15 protein-coding genes and 2 pseudogenes are annotated in these 16,861 nt (G+C 70.5%); 2 read left to right on the top strand and 15 right to left on the bottom strand.

The genetic code is table 11. The features are described from left to right. Positions 1-122: 122 nt before the first annotated feature. The gene (locus LIP_RS05690; protein WP_144440351.1) at positions 123-392 is read right to left on the bottom strand and encodes a hypothetical protein; all 270 of its coding nucleotides are present in this window, start codon (positions 390-392) and stop codon (positions 123-125) included. A gap of 76 nt (positions 393-468) precedes the next feature. Continuing rightward, positions 469-648: pseudogene (locus tag LIP_RS20445) on the bottom strand (DUF6431 domain-containing protein); the annotation flags it as partial. Between the two features lie 464 nt (positions 649-1,112). Between LIP_RS20445 and LIP_RS05685 the strand changes: the two are divergent. Further along, a pseudogene (locus LIP_RS05685) lies at positions 1,113-1,448 on the top strand (transposase); the annotation flags it as partial. Between the two features lie 755 nt (positions 1,449-2,203). Here the strand turns inward: LIP_RS05685 and argC are convergent. Continuing rightward, the gene (argC, locus tag LIP_RS05680) at positions 2,204-3,226 is read right to left on the bottom strand and encodes an N-acetyl-gamma-glutamyl-phosphate reductase (protein ID WP_068135474.1); all 1,023 of its coding nucleotides are present in this window, start codon (positions 3,224-3,226) and stop codon (positions 2,204-2,206) included. A 222-nt stretch (positions 3,227-3,448) separates the two neighbouring features. On the opposite strand from argC, the gene LIP_RS05675 reads away from it, so the two are divergent. Continuing rightward, on the top strand, positions 3,449-3,922 hold the full coding sequence (locus LIP_RS05675) for a CoA-binding protein (protein WP_198409745.1): 474 nt from the start codon (positions 3,449-3,451) through the stop codon (positions 3,920-3,922). Positions 3,923-3,931: 9 nt separating this feature from the next. Here LIP_RS05675 and murA read toward each other — a convergent pair whose 3' ends face one another. The 12 genes from murA to glpK all read right to left on the bottom strand — a co-directional run bounded on the left by murA (position 3,932) and on the right by glpK (position 16,820). Further along, complete coding sequence (gene murA / locus LIP_RS05670; RefSeq protein ID WP_068135471.1) at positions 3,932-5,206, bottom strand: UDP-N-acetylglucosamine 1-carboxyvinyltransferase; 1,275 nt, start codon at positions 5,204-5,206, stop codon at positions 3,932-3,934. 98 nt (positions 5,207-5,304) lie between these two features. Further along, positions 5,305-6,042 (bottom strand): N-acetylmuramoyl-L-alanine amidase, encoded by a 738-nt coding sequence (locus LIP_RS05665; protein ID WP_068135467.1) that lies wholly within the window; start codon positions 6,040-6,042, stop codon positions 5,305-5,307. Positions 6,043-6,098: 56 nt separating this feature from the next. After that, positions 6,099-6,716: a class I SAM-dependent methyltransferase gene (locus LIP_RS05660; protein ID WP_068135464.1), complete on the bottom strand. Its 618-nt coding sequence runs from the start codon at positions 6,714-6,716 to the stop codon at positions 6,099-6,101. Positions 6,717-6,817: 101 nt separating this feature from the next. Further along, positions 6,818-7,573 (bottom strand): SDR family NAD(P)-dependent oxidoreductase, encoded by a 756-nt coding sequence (locus tag LIP_RS05655; protein ID WP_068135461.1) that lies wholly within the window; start codon positions 7,571-7,573, stop codon positions 6,818-6,820. Between the two features lie 58 nt (positions 7,574-7,631). Continuing rightward, a complete protein-coding gene (locus LIP_RS05650) occupies positions 7,632-9,125 on the bottom strand; it encodes a tetratricopeptide repeat protein (protein WP_068135459.1) in 1,494 nt (497 codons plus the stop codon). Between the two features lie 2 nt (positions 9,126-9,127). Then, positions 9,128-9,835, bottom strand: coding sequence for a deoxyribose-phosphate aldolase (gene deoC / locus LIP_RS05645; RefSeq protein ID WP_231699348.1), 708 nt, complete (start codon positions 9,833-9,835; stop codon positions 9,128-9,130). Between the two features lie 7 nt (positions 9,836-9,842). Then, a complete protein-coding gene (locus LIP_RS05640; protein WP_068135456.1) occupies positions 9,843-10,859 on the bottom strand; it encodes a DMT family transporter in 1,017 nt (338 codons plus the stop codon). Next, on the bottom strand, positions 10,856-12,133 hold the full coding sequence (gene yfmH, locus LIP_RS05635) for an EF-P 5-aminopentanol modification-associated protein YfmH (RefSeq protein WP_068135453.1): 1,278 nt from the start codon (positions 12,131-12,133) through the stop codon (positions 10,856-10,858). The genes LIP_RS05640 and yfmH overlap by 4 nt, the downstream gene beginning before the upstream one ends. Then, on the bottom strand, positions 12,133-13,410 hold the full coding sequence (yfmF, locus tag LIP_RS05630; protein ID WP_068135449.1) for an EF-P 5-aminopentanol modification-associated protein YfmF: 1,278 nt from the start codon (positions 13,408-13,410) through the stop codon (positions 12,133-12,135). Before yfmF ends, yfmH begins: the two co-directional genes overlap by 1 nt. A gap of 77 nt (positions 13,411-13,487) precedes the next feature. Then, positions 13,488-14,438 (bottom strand): lipoyl synthase, encoded by a 951-nt coding sequence (lipA, locus tag LIP_RS05625; protein WP_198409744.1) that lies wholly within the window; start codon positions 14,436-14,438, stop codon positions 13,488-13,490. A 154-nt stretch (positions 14,439-14,592) separates the two neighbouring features. Beyond that, positions 14,593-15,204, bottom strand: a complete 612-nt coding sequence (gene plsY, locus LIP_RS05620; protein WP_068135446.1) for a glycerol-3-phosphate 1-O-acyltransferase PlsY — start codon at positions 15,202-15,204, stop codon at positions 14,593-14,595. 101 nt (positions 15,205-15,305) lie between these two features. Next, positions 15,306-16,820: a glycerol kinase GlpK gene (gene glpK / locus LIP_RS05615; RefSeq protein WP_068135444.1), complete on the bottom strand. Its 1,515-nt coding sequence runs from the start codon at positions 16,818-16,820 to the stop codon at positions 15,306-15,308. Positions 16,821-16,861 lie beyond the last annotated feature (41 nt).

Raw genomic sequence — 16,861 nt, 5'->3', positions numbered from 1 at the left:
AAGCACCGGAACGGCCGAGAGAGGACAGAGTCTGTGGGCAACGCAGGTTCGGTTCTGGAACGGTGCGTGTAGGGGAGATGGAGGAGGGCACGTCGGGAGTGTCGGTGCTTCTCAGGCACCTTTCAAAGCCAGGCGGGAGCGCCCTGGAGGCTCAGGTTGACGGCCTCGAAGACGGGGATCGTCCTCTCGTTTCGCTGCGCCCAGATCACCCTCCAACTCGTGGCGTGCTCCCAAAGCGACTGCAAGGGGCCTTCCTCGGCCTCACCCGGCGGCCCGTTCCCCCAACCGAAGGGGAAGTCCCGCCGGATCTCGAGGATCAGCGCCTGCAGCCGCTCCACCACCTGCGGCGCCTGGCCGCTCCAGCGGCTGAAGAGCCGCCGGATCGTCCTCACGGAGCGGCCTGCCGTCTCGGCCAGGCGCCGCACGCTCTCCCCGGAGGCGCCCTTGCAACAGGAACTCCCTCAGGGCCGAGGCAAGGCTCTGGTACGGCCTGAGGAAGCTGGGCAGCAGCGAGACGGTGACGCGGCACACCCGGCAGATCATCCGCTGGATGGGCAGAGCCTGCCACGGCCCAGCTTCCTCGGTGGCGTGGCGATCGTAGTGCCCGTGCTTCTGCAGCTCGCCCTGGCAGACGGGACACGTGCGCACGATCGGGTTTTTGCCCTCTTCGAAGAGGCGGAGGTAGGATTCCACGTCGGTGCCGGAGAAAACAGTGACGATCAGTTCTGGGCTCCCTCCCCTCCGGGGAGGGGACTCGCAACGGCGGGTGGGGCACCCTGGCGTGGCGACCGCACTGGGGGGTGCCCCTCCTTCTTCTCACCCTTTCCTTCCCGCCGGCGGTCCCGCTCTCAGCTATCTGGGGTCTTCTTCCAGCAGCGGCGCGTTCCCTTCGTTCTAGGAAACGCGCCTGGGCTGTGGACCTGTGGACAGCGCTTATGGGAGTGTTACCTGAGATGGGCTGCTTGCCGTGACGCGCTGACCACAAGTCCACAGCCCCTACGAGCGATCCATCGATCCATTTCAAAACCGAAAGAGCAATGAAGGGGGTGGTCACTCAGCGCGCGACGTGGAGGGCTTCACTTGGCCAGATAGCCTCGCCTGTAGCACGTTCCCTGGAGGTGGGCTTCGTGTCGGCGGCCGTCGAGGCTGGCCTTGCACAGGCTCGGCCTGAGATCCTCAACAGCGACCAGGGCAGCCAGTTCACCAGCCCGGCCTACATCCAGCTCGTCGAAGCCGCTGGCGTGCAGATCAGCATGGACGGCAGAGGCCGCGCTATCGACAACGTGTTCACGGAGCGGTTGTGGCGCACGTTGAAGTACGAGGAGGTCTACCTGAAGGAGTACAGCTCACCGCGTGAAGCCCGCCGTTCTATCGGCCAGTACCTGGAGTTCTACAACCACCGGCGGCTGCACCAGGCGTTGGGCTACCGGACACTAGCAGAGGTGTACTCCTCCGGGATAACGAACTCTGTACACGCTTTGCCAGCGTCAATCTGTCAAGACAATGGGGTCCACCTCATCTCTTGCTAACGTTGAGGCTGATGCATCACCAACTGCTGTGAGTGGCAGTGTGGCTGTGATTCACGCACGCGTCTTCGGAGCCGAACTGAGCGTCCTGCCTCTCGAGGCTGGCGGCGGGTTCTTCAGTGCGGCTTCGGGCTCCGTACACTCTGACGGGACTACATCATCAGACGGGTTCGCCGGTGCCGGGTTAGGGGGCTACTTGGCTGTGATGAAGGTTGAGGCACGCTTGGGTGGTACAAAGCTCATGGGTTGCATGGTGTGTGGAGGTGGAAGCGTCGGACTCGGTGCCGGCAAGCGTTTCGGCGTGGCCTGGGGCTTGTGGGGATTCGAGATCTCAAGTGGTCCGTGACTTGAGTTCCTCCCCATCTCCAGGTCGGTGGCGACCCAGGTTTCTCATGATCGCGGGCTTGCATGGTATCGCAAACGTTCGTGTTCTTTCGTCGTCGTGTTCGTAGAGTTGTGGGAGCGGCGGAGCCCCTGTCCGAAGCCTGGGAACTCTTGTCTCTGGGGAGCGTTGGATACAATGAAGAGGCCCTCAGAAAACGCGATAGGCGTGGCCGCCATTTGTCTCGCGGGGCTAGCCATGATCGCACGCGCTGCGCCCGAGGCTCCTGCTCCGACGTGTGCAGCGCCATCCCGGCGGCTTCAGAGATGCAGGTTGTGACGGCGCTCGACGCTCGCTACGCCGCGGGCGCGAACCGGGGCAGCCCGGCGGCCTCTTCGAGCCCCACCATCAGGTTCATGTTCTGGATCGCCTGGCCGGCGGCGCCCTTCACCAGGTTGTCGAGGGCGGCCAGGCAGGCGATGGTCCCGGTGCGGGGGTCGAGGCGGGCGGCCACGTCGCAGCGGTTGCTCCCCCGCACCCACGCGGTCTGGGGGAGCTCGTCGTCCAGCACCCGAACGAAGGGGCGCGCCTGGTAGAAGGAGCGGTAGGCGTCGGTCACGCCGGCCTGGGTCCAGCCGGGGGGTGCGGGGATGAAGGCCGCGGCCAGGATCCCCCGGCTGGCCGGAACGAGCTGGGGCAGGAAGGAGACCTGGACGGGCCGGCCCGCCAGCCGGGCCAGGTACCGCTCCATCTCGGGCACGTGCCGGTGGCCCGGGAAGGCGTAGGGCTGCACGTTCTCCACCGCCGCCGGCAGGTGGCTGGCCGCTCTCGGCGTGCGGCCGGCTCCCGAGTGCCCGGAGGTGGCGCTCACCTGAACCGAGGCCGGAAGCAGTCCCTCCCGGGCCAGGGGGGCCAGGGCCAGCAGTACCGCCGTGGGGTAGCACCCCGGGTTGGCCACCAGACGCGCCCGCCGTACCGCCTCCTCCCAGAGCTCCGGAAGGCCGTAGACCGCGTCCTGGAGCAACGTCGGCTCGGGGTGATCGTAGCCGTACCAGGTCGGGTAGTCGACGGCGGCCAGGCGCAGGTCGGAGCCCACGTCGACCGCCGCCACGCCCGCGGCCCGGGCGGCGGACAGGATCGGGACCGCCTCGCCGGCGGGCAGCGAGGTGAAGACCACGTCCAGGCCCTCGAGAGCGGCCTCCTGCCAGGGCTCGAAGCGGCCGTCGAACCCGGCCAGCCCCGGCAGGCTCCGGCCCACGGGCTCGCCTGCGTGGGAGCTGGAGAAGCAGCGCACCGCCGTCACCGCCGGGTGGTCCAGCAGCAACCGGACCAGCTCGCTCCCCGCATACCCGCTGGCACCCAGTACCCCGACCTCCACAGCATCGGACCTCCCCACACCGTTCCAGGATTCCTGCCCCGCCCCGGAGGGCCGCCGCCCTTCGGGTGCCCGTGCAAGCGCAGCTGCCCAGACAAGCACGTCTGGAGACGCGTTGGCATGATTATACTACGGAGACGAATATTGATGCAAGCAGGTCCTGCGGGGCTCCGGAAGGAAACCTCCCGTGAAAGGCGAGCTGTTCGCGAGTGGAGGACGATCCGGATGGATCCCATGCACCCTGCGGAGACCGAGCCGGCGGGCCGGCTGCTGCAGCAGGACGAGGAGATCGCCCGACTCCTCCAGGCCGTGCGCCACATCGCGGTGGTGGGGGTGTCGCGCGACCCGGCCAAGCCGAGCCACCAGGTGGCCCGCTACCTGATCGCTGAAGGATACGACGTGATCCCGGTCAATCCTTCCCTGGACGTCTGGGAGGGCCGGCGGTGCTTCCCTTCGGCCCAGGCCATCCCGGAGCGGGTGGACCTGGTGGACCTCTTCCGGCCTTCGGAAGCGATCCCGCCCCACGTGGAGGACGCGATCGCGGCGGGCGCCCGGGCGGTCTGGATGCAGCTCGGCATCCGCCATGACGCCGCGGCCCGTCGGGCCCTAGAGGCTGGGCTGGACGTGGTCGTGGACCGGTGCGCCAAGATCGAGCACAGGCGGCTCCTACGCCGCGCCCCCAGCGGAGGCACGGCGTAGGCAAGGCTCTCACACCCAGACGGGTTCCTGGATACCTTCCACCCGGTGGACGCGGGCCCCCAGCGCGGCCAGCTTCTCCTCCAGGTGCTCATAGCCCCGGTCCAGGTGCTCCAGGCCGTCGATGACCGTCTCGCCCTCGGCGGCCAGGCCGGCCAGCACCAGGCTCGCGCCCTGGCGCAGGTCCGTGGCGGTGATCGGCGCGCCCGAGAGCCGTTCGACGCCTTCGATGACCGCGGTGCGTCCCTCGGTCTTGATCCGTGCCCCCAGGCGCTTCAGCTCGTCCACGTGGCCGAACCGGTCCTCGAAGATGCGCTCGGTGACGATGCTCGTCCCCTCGGCCTGCAGCAGGAAGGAGGTGATCTGGGGCTGGAGGTCGGTGGGGAAACCAGGGTAAGGCAGCGTCTTCACCTGCACGGCACGCGGCCGCTCGTCGAGCCAGGCCCGAACCTGGTCGCCCCCCACCATGAGGCGCACGCCGGCCTCCTCGAGCTTGGCCAGCAGCGGCTCGATGTGGGTGGGGATGACATGGCTCACCACCACGGGCCCGCCGCCCATAAGGCCCGCCAGGAGGTAGGTGCCCGTCTCGATGCGGTCGGGGATGATGCTGTGCTCGCCCCCGCTGAGCCCGTCCACCCCCTTGACGCGAATGACGTCGGTGCCGGCTCCCACCACCCGGGCGCCGAAGCGGTTGAGGGCGGTGGCCAGATCGACGATCTCCGGCTCCCGGGCGGCGTTGTGGATCACGGTGGTGCCCTGGGCGAGCGCCGCGGCCATGATGGCGTTCTCGGTAGCACCGACGCTGGGGAAGTCCAGGTAGATCGGCCCCCCGTGAAGCCCCAGGGGGGCCCGGGCCACCACGAAGCCGTGTTCCACCACGCACTGAGCGCCCAGCGCCTCCAGCGCCTTAAGGTGAAGGTCGATGGGGCGTGATCCGATCTTGCATCCCCCGGGCAGGGGCACCCGGGCCTCGCCCAGGCGCGCCACCAGCGGCCCCAGCAGCAGGCTGGAAGCCCTCAGCTGCTTCCCCTCGCTGTAGGGTACCTCCGGATTCAGATGCGCGGGCACCTCGAGGCGGACGCGCTCGCCGTCGTGCTCGACAGCGCAGCCGATCTCCTCCAGGATACGGAGCATCACCCGTACGTCCGCAATGTCGGGAATGTTGGTGAGCAGGCTATTCCCCTGGGTCATGGCCAGGGCGGGCAGGATCGCGAGCGCGGCGTTCTTCGCACCCGAGATCAGGACCTCGCCCGACAGGGGATGGCCTCCTTCGACGACCAGCTGCATCGGTTCGCGTCACCTCGAGCGTCTACCCGGCTCCCCGAGAGCCCGACAGCTACACTTCCGCCCCAGGCGGGCGGGCTCCTGCATGGGCCCATCATACTTTATCGTCCACGAAGGGCGGAAAGATAATCCATGATTCCGTGGAATATGGCTTCCGCCAGCCGGCCCTGGTAGGCGGGGTCCCGAAGGCGGACCTCCTCGTCGGGGTTGGAAAGGAAGCCCAGCTCCACCACCACGGCCGGCATGCGGCTCTCGCGCAGGACGCGGTAGTCGGCGGGGCGAGCCACCCGCCGGTTGGGCGGGAGCCGGCGCACGAGCTGGGCCTGGATGGCCTCAGCCAGGCGACGGCTCTCCTCCTCCCCCACCTGGTAGAAGGTCTGGGCGCCGCTCCAGCGCGGGCTGGGAAAGGAGTTGGCGTGGATGCTCACCAGGACCGACGCAGAGACCTCGTGCGCCCGGCGAGCCCGGAGGTTCAGGTCCTCCACCTGGCGGCGCTTGAGGCTGCCCGACTCGTCCACCAGCCGCGTGTCGCCGTTGCGGGTGAGCACCACCCGGACCCCCGCCCGGCTCAGGTAGCGGGCGAGCTCGAGGCCGACCGCCAGCACCACGTCCTTCTCCAGGGTGCCCGCGCCGCCCACCGCGCCCGGATCAGGCCCGCCGTGCCCCGGGTCCACCACCACCGTGTGGCCCGCTGCCTCCCCGGGCGGGCGCGAGGCAGCCGGGAAGGCCCGCTGCCCCAGGAGCCGCCCTGCGCCCCACCCCGTGACGGCCAGCACTCCCACCGCGAGGGCGGCCCCCAGCACCACGGTGCGGAGCCGCACGGCCGAGAAGAAGGTCACGGGCCCGACCTCCGGCAAACGGATCTCGCCGGAATCCTATGGGCCGGACCCTGGGCTCATGACCCGTCGCGGGATGCAGGCCGCTCCCCGTAGAAGAGCCGGAACCCGCCGCCCTTGGCGGCCTCGACCACTGATCCGAAGCGGCGGGCCACCAGCTTCTCGAGGCTGGCGGCCCCCTGGTGGGTGCGGGCCACCAGGTAGAGCCGCCCCCCCGGGGAGAGGTGGTCGAAGGCCTGGTCGATCCAGCGGCGGACCAGGTCGCGGCCGGCCCGCAGGGGTGGGTTGGAGACCACCAGGTCGTAGACCCGCCCCGAGACCGGCTCGAACCCGTTGCCTTCCAGCACCCGGGCGTTGGAGACGCCGTTCAGCGCCAGGTTCTCCCGGGCGAGCGCGGCCGCTCTCCGGTTCAGCTCCACCAGGTCCACCCGGGCTTCGGGCCGGCGCCGCGCCAGCACGATACCCAGAACCCCGTACCCGGCGCCCACGTCCAGGAACGCCCCCGCGGCCGGCGGCTCGATGCCTTCCAGCACCAGACGGGTGCCCCGGTCCACCCGGGCGCGCGAGAAGACGCCCCGGTCCGTCCAAAACCGGTAGCGCTCACCGCCCAGGTTCAGCTCGATCAGCCGCCGGTCGTGGGGGGCCTGCGGCTCCTCGGTGTAGTAGTGCTCGTCCACGCCATCGCCCGGCCTTCGCCCGCCGGCCGCGGGTCGCCGCGGGGCTCGCGCCGCCGTCCCGCGCTGCGGGCACCCTTTGGGTTGCCCTCCAGGACTGTGCCTCAATACATGAAGTGGCCGCCGTTCACCAAGAGGAGCTGCCCCGTCACATACCCCGCTTCGGCCGCGAGGTAGACGGCCGCCCTGGCGATGTCCTCCGGCTCTGCCAGCCGCCCCAGGGGGACCTCCCGCTCCAGCGCCTCCCTCCGGGCGGGATCGCGCAGGCCAAAGCGGTCCAGCACCTCGTCGGTGGCGGTGAAGCCAGGCACCAGGCAGTTGACCCGGATGGCCGGGGCCAGCTCCAGCGCCAGGCACCGGGTGAGAGCAATCACCCCGGCCTTGGAGGCGCAGTAGTTGGCGCCGCCCACCCGACCCCGCAAGGCGCTTCCGGCCGAGACGGTGATGATCCGGCCGCCGCCGCCCCGCTCCATGAGGGGCACCGCCTCCCGGGCACAGAGGAAGACGCCCGTGAGGTTGACCTCGAGCACCCCGGTCCAAGCCTGAAGGTTCATGGAACGGAACGGGACATCCAGCGCCACGCCGGCGTTGGCCACCAGCACGTCCAGGCGTCCCCAGCGGTCGTCCACCGCGGCCACCATGCGGTGAACGTCGTCGGGGCTGGCCACGTCCGCCGCCAGGGCGGTGGCCTCACCGCCCTCGCCCCGGATCCCTTCCACCACCGCCTCGGCCCCATCGCGGCCGGCCCGGTAGTTCACCCCAACCCGAGCCCCTTCCGCCGCCAGCGCCCTGGCGATGGCCGCTCCGATACCCCTGCTGGCACCCGTCACCAGGGCCACCTGGCCCTCAAGTCGCCGCATCCCAGAGCCCCCCACCGCACCGACATCCTATGCGGCCAGGGAAGCCCGCCATGCCGCGCTACGTGAGCCGCTCGCGCAGCCTCTGCGCCGCCTCCAGCGAGGGGTTCAGCTCCAGAGCCTCCTCTAGGAGCTCGCGCGCCTGGCTGGAACGGCCCAGCCGGAGCAAGGCGTCCGCCAGGTGGTACGCGATCTCCGCCCGGACGGCGGGGGCGGCCGTCTCGGCCAGGCCGTGGGCCCGGCGCAGGATCTCGACGCCCTCTTCCAGCCTGCCGGTCCGCACGTAGCCCCACCCCAGGGTGTCCAGGAAGGAGGCCTCCTGGGGGCGACGCTCCACCGCCTGCTCGGCCAGGGCCACGCCGCGGTGAGGATCGAGGCCGGCGTCGATCAGCACGTACGCCAGATTGTTCACCAGGAGAGGGTCATCGGGATCGAGCTGGAACGCCTGGTCGAAGGCGGCCAGGGCCCCCTGCCAGTTGCCCGCCCCCACCTCGAACACCCCGAGCTGGGTGTAAAGCGCCGGCCGGTACGGGTCCAAGCGGATGGCTTCCCGCAAGGCCTGCCGCGCCTCCCCCACCCTGCCCGCTCCCTGAGCAGCCTGGGAGCGATCGAGCGCGGCCAGCAGCTCGCCCAGGAGGCCGGGCCGGAAGGCTGCTTCCTCGGGAGGATCGGCCGGCTTTCGATCCAGCCACTGCGCGCCGGTCCGGCCGCGGCTCACCCAGCCCGTGGCCAGGCGCTCCAGCACCCACTCGCCGGCGGGCTGGCCCGGCAGGGCGAAGCGCACCCGAAGGGTGTCGGGGCCGGCACCGTCGCGCTCAACCTCCCACAGGACCTGCGGCGATGACGGGGCAGGCTCCTCCGCCGCTTTGGTCGACGCCGGGTCATCGGACCTGGCGGGAGGCCTCGTCGCCGGACCCGGAGCTGCGGTGCCTCCTTCGCCGACCCCGTCCGCCTGCCGGATCCGGACAGGCAGGCCGGCCCGGACGTCCACCCACAGCAGGCCCATTTCCCCATCCCGGACCTGCACCGACCACCCGCCGTCGTAGGGCTCCGCGCCCACCACCGGATCCGCGGCCACCTGATCGAGGAAAAGAAACGGCAGGAGCGCCTCCCGGTAGACCGCCAGGAGCTCCTGCGAAGGTCTCAGCCGCTCCTCGTTGCCCGAGCGGACATACGCGTACCCGCGATTCCAGACGTGGACCCTCGGGGGCTCGCCCGGCTCCTCCAGCCGCAGGCCGTCGATCCCCCTCGCCGTGGCCCGGAGTACCGGAGCCGTCTCATCCGGTGCCAAGCGGAGGCGCGCCTGCCACGCGGGGGCCGGTCGCAGGTTGTGGAAAGCCTGGGACATGAGCTGCTCGGCCGCTTCCAGCGACAGGATCTGGCCCGGCGAGGCCGCGGCCGGCACGGAAGCCAGCCACCCAGCGAGCAGCCCCACCAGCGCCAGGCCCCAGAACCACCTGGCCGCCCTGGCCTCCCTGTAACGTCGGTCGTCCCCAGCCGCACCCGCCGCCTCGGGTACCGCACCCAAAGGGTACCCGGCGCCCCCGAGCTCCATCCTCATCCCTCCAGCAGGATCGCCCGGGCCGAGCTGGTTCCCAGCCGGTTCGCCCCAGCCTCGAGCATCCGAAGGGCAGCGGCCCGATCGCGAATGCCGCCTGCCGCCTTGACCCCCATCTCGGGGCCCACTGTTTCGCGCATGAGGACCACGTCCTCCACCCGGGCGCCCGCAGGGCCGAAACCCGTGGAGGTCTTGACGAAGTGGGCCCCCGCCGCCTGAGCCAGCAGGCAGGCCCGGCGGATCTCGTCGGGGCTGAGGTATCCTGTCTCCAGGATGACCTTCACCGTGCGCCCTTCAACCCCTTCCACCACCGCCCGGATGTCGTCCTCCACCCGGCGATCCTCCCCCGCCTTGAACCAGCCCAGGGCCAGCACCATGTCCAGCTCCGTCGCGCCCGAGGCCACCGCGTGCCGGGCCTCCGCCACCTTCACCGCGGTGACGTTGGCCCCGAGAGGGAAGCCGACCACCGTGGCCAATTCCACGCCGCTGCCCGCCAGGGCCTTGGCCGCCACCTCCACGTAGACCGGTTGCACGCAGACGGCGGCCACCTGGAGCTCCACCGCCTCCCGGCAAAGCGCCGCCACCTCGTCGGGACGCGCCTCGGGCCTGAGCAGCGTGGAATCGATGGCGGCCGCCAGCCGGCGGCGCACCGGGTCGCCGCCGGGGGAGAAGGCCCCGGCCTTCTCTGCTTCGGACGTGCGCGACACCGTCTTTTCACCTCCTGCCCGGCGGGACCCCGGAACCTCCTTCAGGGTCCTCCGGTATCGAAAGGCCGTGCACGGAAAGAGAGGGCGCCGCTGCCGCCTGGTACCACCCCACCCCCGCCAGGATCAGCGCCGCCCCCGCGAGCTGAACCCCGGTGGGTACCTCCGCCAGAAAGAGCCACGCCCAGAGGGTGGCCCCCACCGGCTCGCCCAGGATGGCCACCGCGACGCGGGAAGCGGGCACGTAGGCCAGGGCCCAGTTGAAGACCGTGTGCCCCAGCAGGGTGGGCCCCACGGCCAGCCCTGCGAAGAGCCACCAGTCCCGGGCGGCGAAGCCGGCCAGGGGCACGCCCCGCGCCAAGGCCATGAGGCCGATCACGCCCACCGCTGTCCCATACACCACGCAGACGTAGCTCAGGAGCTCCTGCCTGCGGCGCTGCACCTCGCCCACCACCAGGTAGACGGAGACCAGGGCCGCGGCACCCAAGGCCAGCAGGTCGCCCCGCAGGGAGGAGGTGGCGACCTGCAGGTCTCCCCCTCCGATGAGGAGCCCTCCCGCGATGGCGAGCGCGAGCCCCACCGCCGCCCGGGCCGTCACCCGCCGGCGCCAGAGCCCGTAGCCGATGGCGAGCACGAAGAAGGGCTGCAGGGTCACCAGTACGGTGGAGCTCAGCACCGAGGTGTGCTGGAGGGAGTAGAACCAGGTGACATAGTGGAGCCCCAGGAAGAGACCGGCCATCAGCCCCAGGCCCCACTCCGCCCGGGTGAGCCTCCGGTACGCCTCGCGCCGGAAGAGGAGGCTCCAGGGCAGCAGCACGCCCAGCGCCATCCCCAGGCGGTAGAAGGCCAGGGCCTCGGCGGGCGCGGAAGAGAGCCGCACCAGCAACGCCGCGAAGGAGACGGCCGTGACGCCCGCGGCCACCGCCCAGCCCGCGCGTCGCTCGAGCCCCCGGGCCTCCCGGCCCGTACCCTCCCCCCGCCCCAGGGCCGCAGCCATCCTGTTCCCGGCGGGACCCAGCAGGCTCATCGGGGGCGCACGACGGAAACGCTGGAGCGCTCCAGATCCAGAAGGCCTTCCGCATGGGCTCGGAGCTCCTCCGGTGGCATCTCCTGCACGATCTCCAGGTACCGGAAGAAGTTGGCCTGGCGGAAGTGGTAGCTCACGAAGCTGTGGGCGATGAACTCCAGGGAGTTGAAGCCGTTCAGGAACTCGCCCATGGCCTGGCGCTTGGCCCGCCGGAAGTCTGCGTCGGGGAAGCCATCCCGCCGGAAGCGCTCCAGGATCCGGGTGAGCTCGTCGTGGAGACGGTCGGGATCGTCGGTCTCGCCGCCGAGGATGGCATGGCCGTAGAGAGGGCTGGCCGTGTAGTACGCGGAGAAACCGTCGTCGATGAGGCCCTCCTCGTACAGGCGCTGGTATGCCTCGGAGCTCCGCCCGAGCACCATGTGGAGGAGCATGTTGTGGGCGATCTCCCTCCGCATCAGGTCCTCGCCCGTGAAGCCCGTGGCGGTGTCCTTGAGACCCAGCGCGTAGCGGGGCCTGGAGACGGCCATGCGCTGCTCCACCCGGCGCTCTCGCACGGCCGGGGGCTCTTCGGGGTAGAATCGCCGGATCTCGCCCCGCGGGGAGCCATCGGAAGCCGTTTCCCGCACCACCCGCAACGTCTCCTGGGGGTCCAGGTCGCCGGCGGCGAAGAGGACCATGTTGCTCGGATGATAGAAGGTGGCGTAGCAGGTGGAGAGCTGCTCCTTGGTGATCTGGCGCACGGACTCCACCGTGCCGCCGATGTCGATCCGGACGGGATTCCGATGGTAGAGCGCCTCCAGCAGGTTCCGCACCAGCACCCGATCGGGGTGGTCGTCGTACATCTTGAGCTCCTGCTCGATGATGCCCTTCTCCTTCTCCACCAGCTCATCGGTGAAGTAGGGCCGGCCGACGAAGTTCAGGAGCAGGCGCAGGTTCTCGTGGAAGGCCTCGGTGCACGAGAAGAGGTAGGCGGTGAGCGTGTAGCTGGTGAAGGCGTTGGCCGAGGCGCCCCGCTCCGCGAAGCGGTCGAAGACGCTGCCCCCTTCCTCCTCAAAGAGCTTGTGCTCCAGGAAGTGGGCGATGCCCGGAGGCACGTCGAGGGGCTCGGCCGCCCCCGCGGGGACGAAGCGCGAGTCCGTGGACCCGTACCGGGTGGCCACCGTGGCGTACGAGCGGTGGTACCCGGCCTTGCGGAGCAGGTAGACCTGCAGCCCGTTCGGCAGCTGGTCGCGGAAGACCTCTTCCTTCAGGAGAGCGCTGTGAAGCCGCTCCATCACCGCACCTCCTCCCGAACCGCAGCCTGTCCGCCGCTGGCCTCCTGGGGCCGGCTGAGGAAGTAGACGGTGGCGAGCCGTAGGCTCTCGGCGGCATCACGGATGGTCCCGGGGTCGATGCGCTCCAGGCGGGCGATGACCTCGTCGGGGTCGCGGGGCCGGCCGTTGGCGAGCCCCACCAGGAAGGTGTCGATCATCCGCTCACCCGAGTCCTGCATGGACCGGTAGCTGCTGACCAGCGAGCGGCGGCACTTCTCCAGCTCGCCCGAGGTGAAGTCGCCCCGCCGCAGGGCCTCCACCTGCTCCTCGATGATGACCCGGGATCGCTCGTAGTTCTCCACGTTGATGCCGGCGCTCGCGTAGACGAAGCCCTGGCTGGCCTCGTAGCGGGAGAAGGCGAAGTAGGCCAGGCTTGCCCTCTCGCGCACGTTCATGAAGAGCTTGGAGTGGGGAAAGGCCCCCAGCAGCCCGTTGGCGGCCAGAAGCGCCTCGTACCCGTCGTCGGCGTAGGTGGCGCCGGCGGTCCACCCCATGGTGAGAACGCCCTGCTGGACCGGCTGCTCCTCCCGTACCGTGCGGCCGGCGGGATCGGCGGGACGCGAGCGGGTGGGGACGAGGGCCTGGGGTCGTGCCGGGCGCAGGGGGAGCTCCGCCTCCACCCACCGGGCCACGTCCTCGGGGTCCAGGTCGCCCACCACGAAGATCTCCACCGGGCTGGTCTCGAGGAGGTTCCGGTAGTGGCGGTAGAGGCCCTGGGGATCCAGCGAGGGCAGGTCCTCCACCCGCCCGTACTTGTACAGGCCGTAGGGACGCCCCCGGTACATCTCCTCCACCAGACGGATCACCGCGTACTGGCGCTTGTCGTTGACGAGCCCCTCGATGCCCCGGCGCAGGTTCTCGCGCTCCTGCTGGAAGTAGGGGGCATGGAAGCTCTCGCCGTCCCGTCGGGGCTCCAGGACGACCTCCCGCAGGAGGCCCAGCGCCTTGCGGAAGAGGTCCCGCTCGCCGGGCAGGAACCGTTCGGCGGCCACCTCTACGTGGAAGCGGAGGTTCTGGCTCTCGCCGATCTTCGCCACGTCCACCGAAAGGTCGGCGCCGTAGAGCTCCTCCAGGAAGCGGGCCATGGCCAGGGAGGTCGGGTGCCGCTCGGTGCCCCGCCTCAGCACGAAGGGCACCAGGGCGTTGGCCGTCACGCTGGCCGCAGCCAGGGGCTGCCGCAACACGACCTCCACCAGGTTGGTCTTGAAAGCTTGCGTGCGCCAAACCGAGAGACCCACGCCGGGCCGCAGTTCCTGCCGGAGGAAGCGGCCATCGCCGGTGCCGGCCGGCGGCGGAGTTGCGGCTGACAGAAGCGTCACACTCCCTTCGCGACGTGAAGGCGGCCGCCCACCCCGCCCTCCTGCCGCTCGCGGACCTCCGCCGCGGCCCGCAGGGCCGCCGCTGCGTCGAAGGAGGACCGGACGAAGGGCCCGGAGGCGACGTGGGTGAAACCGAGCTGCTGGCCCAGCTCGCGGTAGCGCTCGAACTGGGCCGGGGGCACGTACTCCTCCACGGGCAGGTGGTCCAGGGAGGGCCGGAGGTACTGGCCGATGGTGAGGAAGTCGCAGTCGACCCCCCGCAGCGCCTGCATCACGTCGATCACCTCGGCCTCCCGCTCGCCCAGGCCCACCATCATGCCCGACTTGGTGTGGACCTCCGGGCGCATCTCGCGGGCCTTCTGAAGGATGAAGAGGCTGCGGTCGAACTTGGCCTGGGGACGGACCCGCCGGTAGAGGCGGGGCACCGTCTCCACGTTGTGGTTGAGGACATCGGGCCCTGCCTCCATCACCCGGGCCAGCGCCTCGACCGATCCCTTGAAGTCCGGGATGAGGACCTCCACCGTGGTTCCCGGGCAAAGCTCGCGGATGGCCTCGATGGTACGGGCGAACGCATCGGCCCCGCCGTCGGGAAGGTCGTCCCGGGCCACGGAGGTGACCACCGCGTGCTGCAGCCCCAGCCGCTTCACCGCCTGCGCCACGCGCAGCGGCTCGCCCAGGTCGAGGAGCTCGGGGCGGCCGGTGATCACCTTGCAGAAGCCGCAGCTGCGGGTGCAGGTGTTGCCGAGGATCATGAAGGTCGCGGTACCCTGGTTCCAGCAGTGGCCCCGGTTGGGGCAACCTGCATCCTCGCAGACGGTATTCAGGTGCAGCTCGTCCAGCAGGCCCCGCATCCGTTTCAGGCCCGCCGGCTGGGGCAGCGGCTGCAGCAGCCAGCGCGGCTTCCGTGCGATCCGCCGCTCCCCCGCATCGCTCCGTCGCACGCTCAAAGAGCCTTCACCCTTCCCTGGCGGCCCGTGCGGCCCGGTGCTGCACCTGACGGAGAGTTTGTCCCGGTGGATGGCCACCGACTCCGAGGACCCTTCTCCCCGTCTTCGCTGGGGGTTCGCCGGACTCCTCCCGGCGAACGGAGGCGTGCGGGGATCAGGACGGTCGGGGCGACCTGAAGCGGTTCTCGGTCCCGGCCAGGAGGCGGGCGATGTTCGGCCGGTGCCGCAGCACCAGGAGGGCGGTGAGCAGCCCGCCCAACCCGACCTCGTACCACCCCGCGCCCAGGAGCCAGAGGGCCACGGGGACGGAGAGCGAGGCCGTGATGGAGCCCAACGAGACGTAGCGGGTGAGGACGACCACCAAGAGGAAGAGGGCCACGGCCACTAGGGCCGCCACGGGCGCCACGGCCAGGAGCACGCCCAGGCTGGTGGCCACACCCTTGCCGCCCCGGCCCCGCAGGTAGACGGACCAGTTGTGACCGGCCACCGCGGCCAGGCCCGCCATCAGGCCGCCGACGGGCCCGGCGAGCCACGCTCCGGCCAGAGCGGGCAGGGTGCCCTTCAGGAGATCCAGGGAGAAGGCAAGGGCCGCGGGCAGCCAGCCGGCGAGGCGCAGGAGGTTGGTGCTCCCCACGTTGCCGCTGCCGCCGTGCCGGACGTCCACCCCCCGCAGCACCTTGCCCATGATGAGGGCGAACGGGATGGATCCGACCAGGTAGCTGCCCACCAGGAGGCCAGCCCAAAGCAGGCCTGTCGTCCAAGCCATGCGAGCACGCGTCCCCTCTGTTCGTTTCGGCGGTAAGGAATTCCCGCCCGGAAGGGTGGACTCCTGCTACTGACTGCGTGTTGCTTTTAGGGTGGTGGATCTTACGCCTCGAGCCAACCCATGGCCCGCTCCACCGCCCGCAGCCAGCCGCGCAGCGCCTCTTCGCGATGAGCCTCTCCCCAGGTGGGCTGCCAGCGCCGGTCCTCCCGCCACAGACGCTGCAGCGTCTCCCGCCCGTCCCAGAGCCCGACGGCCAGGCCGGCTGCGTACGCGGCTCCCAGGGCCGTGGTCTCCGCAACCTGGGGACGGATGACGGGAATGCCCGACAGGTCCGCCTGAAACTGCATCAGCAAGTCGTTGGCCACCATCCCCCCGTCGACCCGCAGCTCAGCCAGCGACGCACCGCTATCCTGCCGCATGGCCCGGAGGACCTCTTCCGTCTGGTAGGCGGTCGCCTCCAGCACGGCACGAGCCAGGTGGCCCCGGTTCACGTAACGGGTGAGACCGATGAGCAATCCCCGGGCGCGGCTGTCCCAGTGGGGCGCGAAGAGCCCGGAGAAGGCCGGGACGAAGTAGATCCCGCCCGAGTCCTCCACGCTCCGAGCCAGCCTCTCCACCTCGCCGGAGCTCTGGATGATCCCAAGGTTGTCCCGCAGCCACTGGACCAGCGCGCCCGTAATGGCTATGGAGCCCTCCAGGCAGAAGACGGCCGGTTCGTCGGCCATCCGGTAGGCGACGCTGGTGAGGAGTCCGTGTCGGGAGAGGACCCTGCGCTCGCCCGTGTTCATCACCACGAAGCAGCCCGTGCCGTAGGTGTTCTTCACGTCACCCGGGGCGAAGGCCGCCTGGCCCACCAGGGCCGCCTGCTGGTCGCCCAGGGCGCCGGCCAGAGGGACTGCGGCTGCCAACGGCCCGTCGGGTCGGGTGGTGCCGTAGAGGTCCGGATCGCTCGAGGGGCGGATAGCGGGCAGCATCGCGCGCGGGATGCCCAGGATCGCGAGGATTTCCGGGTCCCAGTCCAGGGTGGCGTGGTTCATCAGGAGCGTCCGGCTGGCGTTGGTCACGTCGGTGACGTGGACGCCGCCTTCGGGTCCCCCGCTCAGCCACCAGAGGAGCCAGGTGTCTACGGTGCCGAAGAGCGCCTCGCCCCGCTCGGCCGCCTGCCGTACCCCAGGCACCTGCTCCAGGGTCCACCGGAGCTTCGGCCCCGAGAAGTACGTGGAGATCGGCAGCCCCGTGCGGTCACGGAAGCGGTCCGGGCCTCCCTCGGCGGTCAGCTCCTGGCAGATGGCATTGCTGCGGGTGTCCTGCCAGACCAGCGCGTTGGTGTACGGCCGGCCGGTCCGCCGGTCCCAGACGATGATCGTCTCCCGCTGGTTGGTGAGGCCGAGGGCGGCGAGGTCCTCCCCGGTCAGGCCCGCGCGGCCGAGGCCCTCTCGGATCACCTCCTGGGTGCGCTCCCAGATCTCCAGGGGGTCGTGCTCCACCCATCCGGGCTCAGGATAGATCTGACGGTGCTCCTTCTGGGCCGCGGCCACCACCCGTCCCTCGCGGTCGAAGACCATGAACCGGGTGCTGGTGGTGCCCTGGTCGATGGCGCCCACGTAGCGAGCCAAGACGCTCAGCCTCCAGACCGAATGCCAGCAGGGTGACGACA

The sequence above is a fragment of the Limnochorda pilosa genome (assembly GCF_001544015.1).
GTDB lineage: Bacteria > Bacillota > Limnochordia > Limnochordales > Limnochordaceae > Limnochorda > Limnochorda pilosa.
This window is presented reverse-complemented; position numbering and strand designations above follow the sequence as displayed.

What these genes read in the sequence shown, in the direction of transcription:
- LIP_RS05675 (WP_198409745.1), top strand. Translation starts at nt 3,449, where the DNA reads ATGGATCCCATGCACCCTGCGGAGACCGAGCCGGCGGGCCGGCTGCTG.
- murA (WP_068135471.1), bottom strand. Translation starts at nt 5,206, where the DNA reads ATGCAGCTGGTCGTCGAAGGAGGCCATCCCCTGTCGGGCGAGGTCCTG.
- LIP_RS05655 (WP_068135461.1), bottom strand. Translation starts at nt 7,573, where the DNA reads ATGCGGCGACTTGAGGGCCAGGTGGCCCTGGTGACGGGTGCCAGCAGG.
- LIP_RS05650 (WP_068135459.1), bottom strand. Translation starts at nt 9,125, where the DNA reads ATGGAGCTCGGGGGCGCCGGGTACCCTTTGGGTGCGGTACCCGAGGCG.
- LIP_RS05640 (WP_068135456.1), bottom strand. Translation starts at nt 10,859, where the DNA reads ATGAGCCTGCTGGGTCCCGCCGGGAACAGGATGGCTGCGGCCCTGGGG.
- yfmH (WP_068135453.1), bottom strand. Translation starts at nt 12,133, where the DNA reads ATGGAGCGGCTTCACAGCGCTCTCCTGAAGGAAGAGGTCTTCCGCGAC.
- plsY (WP_068135446.1), bottom strand. Translation starts at nt 15,204, where the DNA reads ATGGCTTGGACGACAGGCCTGCTTTGGGCTGGCCTCCTGGTGGGCAGC.